Raw genomic sequence first — 9,726 nt, 5'->3', positions numbered from 1 at the left:
GCTGGCGAAACCCTGGCACTGGACTTTTTTTGCGAGGGTACCAAGCAAGTAGGGACTGTCCCCGAGATCGTCGAGCGCATACGGTACAAGCGGGAACGCAACCCGCGCGTTGCTTACTAGCCGGCAGATTGCCCGGCCAGCGACAACAGCAGGGCCGGCTTACACCAAGACCATGTTGTCGCGGTGGATCAGTTCCGGGCCTTCCTCATAGCCGAGTATCTGCGCAATCTCCGCTGAGGGGCGGCGCATGATGCGGCGCGCTTCCATGCTGGAATAATTCGAGATGCCGCGCGCAATCGTGCGGCCCGCGTCATCCACACAGGTAATCACGTCGCCGCGCCCGAACTCGCCGCGCACGTCTGTTACGCCAATGGGCAACAGCGACTTTCCTTCAGCCATCAGCTTGCTCACCGCACCGGCGTCCAGCACGACTTGTCCGGCCGTCTTCAGGTGATCGGCCATCCATTGCTTGCGGGCGGTCAGTTGCCCGGTTTGCGCAATCAGTTGGGTGCCGATCGCCTCGCCCCCCGCCAGGCGGGTCAGCACGTTTTCCTCGCGGCCCCAGGCAATGACAGTATGCGCACCAGACGTGGCGGCGCGCTTGGCGGCGAGGATCTTGGTCAGCATGCCGCCGCTGCCGATGCCGCTGCCGGCGCCGCCTGCCATTGCCTCCAGCGACACATCGCCAGCGGCCGCTTCGCTGACGAAGCGGGCGTTCGGGTCCTTGCGCGGATCGGCCGTGTAAAGACCACGCTGGTCGGTCAGGATCACCAGCGCATCGCCTTCGATCAGGTTGGTGACCAGTGCGCCCAGCGTGTCGTTGTCGCCGAACTTGATTTCGTCGGTCACGACCGTGTCGTTTTCATTGATGATCGGCACCACGCCCAGCTTGAGCAGTGCAAACAATGTCGAGCGGGCATTCAGGTAGCGCTCACGGTCAGCCAGGTCGGCATGGGTGAGCAAGACTTGCGCGGTACGGATGCCGTGCGCACGGAAGCTGGTCTCGTAGATTTGCGCCAGTCCCATCTGGCCGACCGCAGCGCAAGCCTGCAGTTCGTGGATGCCGGTGGGCCGCCGCTCGAAACCGAGCCTTTGCATGCCTTCGGCAATGGCGCCGGAACTGACCAGCACCACATCCTTGCCAGCTTGCCGCAATTGCGCGATCTGCGCGGCCCAGCGGGCAATCGCCTCGCTGTCCAGGCCGCGACCGTCGTTGGTCACCAGCGAGGAGCCGACTTTGACGACCAGGCGCCGCGTCTGTTGGATTACCGATTTCATATTATTGTCGCGCCCCGCCAGCAGGGCTCTCCCTGTGTGACTGCCGGCTGCCGGTCTGTACCCGGCGACCGGCCCCCTGCCATTGTTCAGCTACTCGATCGACTTGAAGCGCGGATCGTCCGGATCAATGGAGGCGATGCCTCGTGCCTCATCGGCCATGCCGGGCGTCTCGTCGATCCGCTGTTCCTGCTCGCGCTGGGTGGCGATATGGTCGTAGATCGCCGTCACCAGTTCGGGACAGCCCTCGTGTGTGAGCGCGGAAATTTCAAACACCGGCCCTTTCCAGCCGAGCCGCTTCTTGAAATCACGGACCCGCTTGGCGCGTTCGTCGGCGGGGATCATGTCCACCTTGTTGAGCACCAGCCAGCGCGCCTTTTCGTACAGGGATTCGTCGTATTTGCGCAATTCCTTGACGATCGCCTTGGCATCCTTGACCGGATCGGCGCCATCGTCAAACGGCGCCAGGTCGACGATATGCAGCAGCAACCGGGTGCGCTGCAGGTGCCGCAGGAACTGTATGCCCAGGCCCGCGCCTTCGGCTGCACCTTCGATCAGGCCGGGAATATCGGCGATCACGAAGCTTTTCTCGTGGCTCACACGCACCACACCAAGGTTCGGGTGCAGCGTGGTGAACGGGTAATCCGCGATCTTCGGCCGCGCGTTGGACACCGCAGTGATGAAGGTCGACTTGCCCGCGTTGGGCATGCCCAACAGGCCGACGTCGGCCAGCACCTTCAGTTCCAGCCGCAGTTCGCGCCGCTCGCCGGTCTTGCCTTCGGTCTTTTGCCGCGGCGCGCGGTTGGTCGATGTCTTGAAATGGATATTGCCCCAGCCGCCCTCGCCACCGTGCGCCAGCAAAGCCTGCTGGCCATGCTCGGTCAGGTCGGCTATCACTTCGCCGCTGACTTCGTCGACGATCAGCGTGCCGACCGGCATGCGCAGCATGACATCGTCCGCGCCCTTGCCGTAGCAGTCCGCACCGCGGCCGTTTTCACCGTCGCGCGCCTTGTGCATCCGCGCAAAACGGAAATCGACCAGCGTGTTGATGTTGCGATCTGCCACGGCGTAAATGCTGCCGCCACGACCGCCATCGCCACCATCCGGGCCGCCAAACGGGCGAAATTTCTCGCGGTTGAACGAAGCGACGCCGTTGCCGCCGTCGCCAGCAATCACTTCAATCCGTGTTTCGTCTATGAACTTCATGTCAACCGCCAAAAATAAAAAAAGGCCCTACCGCCGGCAGAGCCTTTTGCTGGAAGGCTTGCGCCTTTCGTAGCGCAACGATCAGGCCGGAACGACCGTCACCAGACGACGCTGTGTCGGTCCCTTGATCAGGAATTCAACTTTGCCGTTGATCAGCGCGAACAAGGTGTGATCCTTGCCCATGCCGACGTTTTCGCCGGGATGCACGCGGGTTCCGCGCTGGCGAATGATGATGCCGCCGGCGTTGATTGCCTGTCCACCGTAGACCTTGACGCCCAGTCGCTTCGACTCGGAATCACGTCCATTGCGCGTAGTGCCGCCGCCTTTTTTGTGTGCCATTTATAGACTCCTTGGTATTCGGTTTCGATCCGCTTACGCGTTGATCGAAACGATCTGCAGTTCGGTGAAGTTCTGGCGATGCCCTTGTCGCTTCTGATAGTGCTTGCGGCGACGCATCTTGAAAATCTTTACCTTGTCGTGGCGACCATGCGCCAAAACCGTAGCCAGGACCTTAGCACCTTCAACCAGCGGTGAGCCAAACTTCAGGCTGTCACCGGCGCCCACTGCGAGCACCTGGTCGAGAGTGATTTGGGATCCAATGTCTGCCGGTATCTGTTCTACTTTGAATTTTTCGCCAGCAGCAACTTTATATTGCTTGCCGCCGGTTTTTATGACCGCGTACATGTGAAACCTCATCGAGTATGAATGGGGGACGTTTTCTCCCCTGCGCCGCTATGACAAAATCCGCGCGGAATCGGGAAAACCCCAAATTATACATGCACTTAGCTTGCCGGTCAAAACCATTATCCAAGCCGGAAGCGCGCCCGGTGGCAGGCCGGGCCTGCCCGGCCCCGGGAGCGCACGCCAGGCCCATCATCCGGCGCGCACCGCGCGGCCCTCGCCAGCGTATAATTCTGCCACTACGATTTCGCAACAGGTTTTATCTTGTCCGCGCTGACCAGCAGGCCCAATTCGAATCCCATCAGTGCGCTCATCGCGGCGGACATGGACGCCGTCAATAGCGTCATCCGCACGCAATTGCATTCCGACGTCGTGCTGGTCAACCAGATCGCCGAATATATCATCGGCGCTGGCGGCAAGCGGATCCGGCCGGCGCTGGTGCTGCTGATGGCAAACGCGCATGGCTATCGCGGCCTGCATCATCATCGCCTGGCCGCGATTGTCGTATTCATCCATACCGCGACCCTGCTGCACGACGACGTCGGCGACGAGTCCTCGCTGCGCCGCGGCCGCCAGACCGCCAACGCGCTGTTTGGCAATGCCGCCTCGGTGCTGGTCGGCGATTTCCTGTACTCCCGGGCTTTCCAGATGATGGTCGATATCGACAGCATGCGCGTAATGCGCATCCTGGCTGACGCCACCAACGTCATCGCCGAAGGCGAAGTGATGCAGTTGCTGAACATGAACGACCCCGACGTCAGCGAAGAGCGCTACGTCGAAGTGATCCGCTCCAAGACCGCCAAGCTGTTCGAAGCCGCCGCCGAGCTCGGCGGCGTGATCGCCGGCGCCAGCGAAGACCAGATCAAGGCAGCGGCCCGATATGGCGCGTCGCTCGGCACCGCATTCCAGCTGATCGACGACGCGCTCGACTACACCGGCAACGCCAGCGACATCGGCAAGAACGTCGGCGACGACCTGCGCGAAGGCAAGCCGACGCTGCCCCTGATCTACCTGATGCGCGAGGGCAGCCAGCACCAGCAAGCCCTGGTGCGCAGCTGCATCGAGAACGGCGACGAACAGCATTTCGACGAGATCCTGGCCGCCATTACCAGCAGCGGCGCCATCGACTATACAAGGCAGAAAGCAGAGCAGGCGGCCAGCCAGGCCAGCGCTGCGATTGCGGGCTTGCCAAATAGCGATTTCAAAAATTCTTTGCTAGAATTGGCAGCCTTCGCGGTAGACCGCAACCACTAGCAGCGCAACGGATTCGAAGCGGGATCCCATGCCGGTTCCAAGCCCGGCCACAATGCCGCATCAACGACTGCCACGTGGACATCGAACCGCAAGCATCGGGGTGTAGCTTAGCCTGGTAGAGCGCTACGTTCGGGACGTAGAGGCCGGAGGTTCGAATCCTCTCACCCCGACCAATTCATTCATTGAAATCGTCAAAGCCCTGATCCCTTCAGACATTGGAACTGGCTGGCGGCCACGCCTTGCCTGAACGGCTATCGAGGACGCCCCTCGTCAATCCAGGCCTGTGTTTCCCTGATACCAAGCCGGTAGCGCGCACAGTTGAATACCTCCAGTGCATTGAGCTCCTGCGCCAGGAGATGCCGGAACTTCGGCGCATCCCCGTCGTCCAGGCGCAAGCTGGAAAGCGCTTCCCCCTCGGACTTGCGGCCTCGGACAACCAGACCCACCGCTTCGTTGAGCGCCTCGCGATATTTGACGCGGAAGGGGTCCGGCGAGCCCATGGATTCCAGCACCACCTTGTACTTGGCCTGGGAGCGTCGATAGGTCCAATCGAAGAGGTCCACCGCCATCGAAACGTCGCACGACTCATAGACGCCCATCATGGCCAGCGCGTAGTCTTCCCGGTCCACATCCAGGAATGACAGGGGCGCCTGGTTGTAGAGCATGAGCGGAATATTGGCTGCCAGCCGGCTCACCCGCTTGTTCCCGTCCTCGAAGGGCTGCAGGTACGCCAGGTTGACCCATAGGAAGAAAGCCGCCTCCAAAGGGTTCTTGATTTGCTGGACTGTCGAGATGATGCGCTCGAACATCTCCATCAGCACCGCTGGAACCTGGGTGGGAACGTAGGTGGTGCCGCTGATGTTGACCACTTTTTCGCGAATGGCCCCGAGCGAAGTCACCTCCGCCAGCAAGTCCTGCATCAGCACTGCGTGCAGATTGCGAACGAGTCCCGCACTGAGTCCCTGGGTCGGAACGGCATCCACGAGAAACTCGATGGCAGCCTTGTGATTGAGCAGCATGACCGCGTCACTGTCCGTGGCAGCCGCTCCACTCTTGAAAAGCTCCTCGGTGTCCAACAGTGTGTAGCGGTTGCCCTCGAGATGTGACGATGACCATGACAGGTCAATGAGCAGCTGCTCCAGAACCTTGCGGATATAGGTGCCTGCCGGCAATTGCCCCGGGGGGCGGCCGAGTGCAGCCAGCTCATCGGCCAGCTCCGGTGGCAGCAGGAAAGTCTGATTGGGCTTGTATTCGTCGACGAATTCGCGGCGGTACGTCACTGGCAAACGGGCCGCTAGCGGCAATGCCAGTCGCTGCCTGAGTTCCAGGCTCGCCACGCTCCAGGGTGGGGCAAAGCGGCTTCTGGTTTGTGCGACATGGGGCTGCTCGGCAGGCTCCCCAACAGTAAAAGGCGTACTCGTCGTCCGTAGCCGATACCGGGTGGCACGAGCCTTTCCGACAACTTCGACTCGCCGTTCCACAACCAGCCTTGAAAGCATGCGTTTGACCGCAGGCAAGCTCGCTCCGGTGGCTTGGACCAGTTGAGGAGAAGAGACGAACGCATGCCCAGCGCACGCCAGTGTGGACATGGCTCGCAGCAATGTATCGGATGTCAGACGGTCGTCGTAGGACATAAATCGGCTCGATGTTTGCGCTAATTATAGGCCAATCGAGCCGATATAGGGAGTATCGGCTCGATTATTGAGCCGATATGGGTCTGATGTGAGCTGATTTAAAATAATCGAGCCGATTCTCGGGCCAGGCAGGCTCTCTGCGCCGAACTACTCGGGATGCGCCCCCAGCAGGTTAGACAGTGCCTGGGACAGGTCGGGATAACGAAAGCGAAAGCCCGCCGCCAGCGCCCGCTGTGGCACTGTCCGCTGCCCGCCCAGCAACAACACTGACATCTCACCCAGGGCCAGGCGCAACGCCCAGGCCGGGACGGGAAGAACGGCAGGACGGTGCAGGGCGCGGGCCAGCGCCTGGGTGAAGTCGGCGTTTCGCACCTGCCCGGGTGCACAGGCATTGAAAGCACCGCTGCATTGCTCCTGCTGCAGCAAGTAGTCAATCAGACTCACCTGGTCGTCGAGGTGGATCCACGGCATCCACTGCCGGCCACTGCCCAGGCGGCCGCCCAGCCCCAGGCTGAAGGGTAAACGCAGCCGCCCCAGCATGCCGCCTGCAGGTGCCAATACCGGGGCGGTGCGCAACAAAACGACGCGCATCCCAAACTGCCCAGCACGCTCGGCTTCTCGTTCCCAGGCCACGCACAGCTGACTGCCAAAGTCAGCCTGGCCTGGCGGGCTGGATTCGTCCAGGATTTGCTCACCGCCATCGCCATACCAACCAACGGCAGATCCTGAAAGCAGTACCTTGGGTCTCTGCGCTTGCTGCCCAAGCCATTCAACCAGTCGATGGGTCAAGTCCACCCGGCTGCTCCAAAGCAGCTTGCGTCTTGCGGCTGTCCAGGGCCGATCCGCAATCGGGGCTCCGGCCAGATTGACCACAGCATCCAGCGCCACGGCGCCCAGAAGCTCCTGCAGCGAAGCGATGCCGCGCGCACCACTGCACAGCGCGGGTACATGCCGGGGATTACGGCTCCAGACGATCAGTTCGTGCCCCTGGCTTGCCCAGAGGCGGCACAGTTCCCGGCCAATCAGTCCGGTGCCGCCGGTTATCAGAATACGCATGATGATTCTTCCTTTGCTTTGATAGCTTCTTGAGCCGGCCCGCCAGGGCAAGCGCTGCCAGTCCTAAGCCCGGAAAGCGCTGATCTCTTCGGTGGGCGGCCCATCAAGTACCCGCAGCCGTTCGGATTGCATTTTCCTGACCATTCCAGGCATTCAGAGTTCGTCCAGACGAGTGCGGATGCCTGCAGCCTGGGCGCGCAGCGCATCAAGCTCTGGCCCCTGCAGTTTCTGCAGTTGCCGGTACACCAGGCCCAAGCGCGTGTTGCTGCCCAACACCGGCTCGTGACGAGCGAAAAAATCCCAGTACAAGGCATTGAAGGGACACGCTTGCTCACCCAGCTTTTGTTTGTGGTCGTAGGCACAGCCCTTGCAATAATCGCTCATGCGGTTGATGTATGCAGCGCTGCTGACATAAGGTTTGGTGGCAATCAGGCCGCCGTCCGCCCATTGACTCATGCCCAGGGTATTGGGCAGCTCCACCCACTCGAAGGCATCGATGTACACGCCCAGGTACCAGCGGTGCAGTGCTTGCGGATCCAGTCCGGCCAGCAGCGCAAAATTGCCGATCACCATCAGGCGCTGGATGTGGTGCGCATGGGCAGTTTGCAGCGACTGACCGATCGCGTGCTGCATGCAGCGCATGCGTGTGTCGCCGCTCCAGAACCAGCCGGGCAACGGCTGGTGGTGATCGAGTGCGTTGCGCTCGTCATACCCGGGCATGTGCGCCCAATAGATGCCGCGCACATACTCGCGCCAACCCACAATTTGCCGGATGAAGCCCTCCACCGCCGCCAGCGGCGCATTGGCGCTGCGGTACGCCGCCTCGGCACGGCGCACCACTTCAAGCGGATGCAGCATTTTGACGTTCAGTGCAAACGACAGCAGCGAGTGGAACAGGCGCTGGCTCTTGCTGCTCATGGCGTCCTCAAAATCGCCAAAGTGTGGCAGCGCGGTCTGGATGAAGGCGTCCAGGCAGGCCAGCGCCTCGCTGCGGTTCAATGGCCAGCGCATGCTTGCCGCCTGCGGATCGCCAAAGCTTTTTACACCACAGCGCTGCAGCAGGTCCCACAGCTCACGATGGTCATGCACCGGACGCGCATCCAGCGGCTCAGACGGCGTACCCGGCCAAGGTTTGCGGTTGTCGTGGTCGAAGTTCCATTGCCCGCCTTCAGGCTTGCCTTGCGCGTCCAGCAGCAGATCGAAGCGACGCCGCATTGGGCGATAGAAATGCTCCATCAGCCACTGTTTGCGGCCCGCAAACAGATCTCCCAGTTCGTGTCGGGTGGTCAGGAAATGCTCGCTGCCGACTTCTGCCGTCGTCAATTGCTGCTGCGAAGCCCAGGTGCGCAGCAGGGCATCCAGTCGCCACTCGTCCGGCGACTGCCACTCTATGCGCCTGGCCTCGTAGTGCTGCGCCAGCGCAGCCAGATTTTCCGTGATGGACTGCCTATTGCTAGGGTCGTCCAGGGCCACGTACCGTACCCGGTGGCCCGCTGCGCGCAAATGGCGGGCGAAGTCGCGCATGGCGGCAAAGATCGCAAGGATTTTCTGTGCATGGTGCAGCACATAGTCGGTCTCCTGCCGGACCTCCATCAGCACATAGACCACTTGGGGATCCACGGATTGAAACCATGAATGCCCTGGGTTGAGCTGGTCGCCGAGAACCAGGCGCAGGGTCTGGCTGGTGCCCGTCATGCCAGGCTCCACAGGCGCTGGTACGTACCATCAGGCTCATGCACCGGACGACAAGCAGGCCGCGAACTCATTCGCCACCTCGAGCACCATTGGCGCGTTTGTGTTCGTGCCGGCAGCGTTCGGAGCAGTACTTTACTTCCTCCCACGATCGCTCCCATTTCTTGCGCCAGGCAAAAGGTCGGCTGCAGTGCTGACAAAGCTTCTGGGGCAGGTGCTGCTTCTTGTGCATGTTTATAAAAGCAGGATTTGTGGCGGCTCGGGCTGCTCACGGCCAAGACTCCTCACCTGCGAGTGATTTGCTCAACGCTTGATTCATTGAAGACTGGACAATGCATGGTTTTTCCGCGATCGTCTAGGACAAACAAGCTTTCCATCCAGGCCTGCCCGCTTTTTTGCAATCCGATATCCGAACACCCTTTCGATTTGTTGCCAAAAAAGTCTGCTAGCAGACAGAGCGTGCAAGAAGTGTCGCGCCATGCGTACAAAACACTTCAATTAAATTCACAAAAAAATACAATGCCTTTACAAAATAAATACCGGCGGGCATCATCAATCGAGTTAATCCGACCACTCTGACGCCCCTGATAAAGCTACCTATGGCGGCTGTGCATTCCCCTCCCGCTTCAGCCAAGACCATGCCGCCGCTCGCTCGCGCCTTGGTGCAGGCTGGCCGCATCAGCATGCAGGATGCCGACGCCCTCAGTAAAAAAGCGGTCGCCGACAAATCCGCATTCATCGACGTGTTGCTGGCGTCCGGCCTGATCGACGCCCGTGCGTTGGCCTTGTACTGTTCCGAAACCTTCGGCTATCCCCTGCTCGACTTCTCGTCGTTCAACCTGCAGAACCTGCCGGAAAAGGTGATCGACCACAAGCTGATGCAAAGCCAGCGCGCCATCGCTTTGGCCAGGCGCGGCAACAAGCTCTC

General features: G+C 61.0%; 9 protein-coding genes, 1 tRNA gene and 1 pseudogene. 3 read left to right on the top strand and 8 right to left on the bottom strand.

Features of this window, described 5'->3' with window-relative positions:
• Positions 1-159: 159 nt before the first annotated feature.
• From proB to rplU, 4 genes are all read right to left on the bottom strand, one after another.
• Positions 160-1,278 (bottom strand): glutamate 5-kinase, encoded by a 1,119-nt coding sequence (gene proB, locus Q7T64_RS10305; RefSeq protein WP_304795192.1) that lies wholly within the window; start codon positions 1,276-1,278, stop codon positions 160-162.
• A 90-nt stretch (positions 1,279-1,368) separates the two neighbouring features.
• Positions 1,369-2,481, bottom strand: a complete 1,113-nt coding sequence (cgtA, locus tag Q7T64_RS10300) for an Obg family GTPase CgtA (protein WP_304795191.1) — start codon at positions 2,479-2,481, stop codon at positions 1,369-1,371.
• An 81-nt stretch (positions 2,482-2,562) separates the two neighbouring features.
• Complete coding sequence (rpmA, locus tag Q7T64_RS10295; protein WP_304795190.1) at positions 2,563-2,820, bottom strand: 50S ribosomal protein L27; 258 nt, start codon at positions 2,818-2,820, stop codon at positions 2,563-2,565.
• A gap of 33 nt (positions 2,821-2,853) precedes the next feature.
• The gene (gene rplU / locus Q7T64_RS10290) at positions 2,854-3,165 is read right to left on the bottom strand and encodes a 50S ribosomal protein L21 (RefSeq protein ID WP_304795189.1); all 312 of its coding nucleotides are present in this window, start codon (positions 3,163-3,165) and stop codon (positions 2,854-2,856) included.
• A gap of 261 nt (positions 3,166-3,426) precedes the next feature.
• Between rplU and ispB the strand changes: the two genes are divergently transcribed.
• Together ispB and Q7T64_RS10280 are read left to right on the top strand one after the other, a co-directional pair.
• Positions 3,427-4,416: an octaprenyl diphosphate synthase gene (ispB, locus tag Q7T64_RS10285; protein WP_304795187.1), complete on the top strand. Its 990-nt coding sequence runs from the start codon at positions 3,427-3,429 to the stop codon at positions 4,414-4,416.
• 96 nt (positions 4,417-4,512) lie between these two features.
• Positions 4,513-4,589: transfer RNA gene (locus Q7T64_RS10280), tRNA-Pro, on the top strand.
• A gap of 78 nt (positions 4,590-4,667) precedes the next feature.
• On the opposite strand, the gene Q7T64_RS10275 is transcribed toward Q7T64_RS10280, so the two are convergent.
• From Q7T64_RS10275 to Q7T64_RS10260, 4 genes are all read right to left on the bottom strand, one after another.
• Positions 4,668-5,753 (bottom strand): Fic family protein, encoded by a 1,086-nt coding sequence (locus Q7T64_RS10275; RefSeq protein ID WP_304795186.1) that lies wholly within the window; start codon positions 5,751-5,753, stop codon positions 4,668-4,670.
• A 444-nt stretch (positions 5,754-6,197) separates the two neighbouring features.
• Positions 6,198-7,106 (bottom strand): TIGR01777 family oxidoreductase, encoded by a 909-nt coding sequence (locus tag Q7T64_RS10270; protein ID WP_304795193.1) that lies wholly within the window; start codon positions 7,104-7,106, stop codon positions 6,198-6,200.
• A 153-nt stretch (positions 7,107-7,259) separates the two neighbouring features.
• Positions 7,260-8,801: a cryptochrome/photolyase family protein gene (locus tag Q7T64_RS10265; protein ID WP_304795185.1), complete on the bottom strand. Its 1,542-nt coding sequence runs from the start codon at positions 8,799-8,801 to the stop codon at positions 7,260-7,262.
• 67 nt (positions 8,802-8,868) lie between these two features.
• Complete coding sequence (locus tag Q7T64_RS10260; protein WP_304795184.1) at positions 8,869-9,030, bottom strand: DUF2256 domain-containing protein; 162 nt, start codon at positions 9,028-9,030, stop codon at positions 8,869-8,871.
• A gap of 406 nt (positions 9,031-9,436) precedes the next feature.
• Here Q7T64_RS10260 and Q7T64_RS10255 point away from each other — a divergent pair.
• Positions 9,437-9,726: pseudogene (locus Q7T64_RS10255) on the top strand (type IV-A pilus assembly ATPase PilB); the annotation flags it as partial.

Source organism: Lacisediminimonas sp. (assembly GCF_030645335.1).
GTDB lineage: Bacteria > Pseudomonadota > Gammaproteobacteria > Burkholderiales > Burkholderiaceae_D > Lacisediminimonas.
Note: the sequence above shows the minus strand (reverse complement) of the source record. Positions and strands in the feature narration are given on the sequence as shown.